Annotated in this window: 1 pseudogene; it reads left to right on the top strand. The window is 31.9% G+C overall.

The features are described from left to right. Positions 1-208: pseudogene (locus tag FUA24_RS26005) on the top strand (glycosyltransferase family 2 protein); the annotation flags it as partial. Positions 209-213: the final 5 nt, after the last annotated feature.

Below are 213 nucleotides of genomic sequence, written 5' to 3'. Positions count from 1 at the left end.
GCTTTTGGCTTTAAACATGGAAGACAAAACTTATGGCTGGACAGTAGAAATGCAATTAAAAGCCTTAAAACAAAAGCTAACTTACACAGAAATTCCTGTTAAATATAGAAACCGAATAGGCGTATCAAAAGTTTCAGGTACCGTAAAAGGTGCTATATTTGCAGGCGTTAAGATATTAGGTTGGATATTTAAATACAGTTTTAAATAATGATT

Source organism: Seonamhaeicola marinus, assembly GCF_008085455.1.
This window is presented reverse-complemented; position numbering and strand designations above follow the sequence as displayed.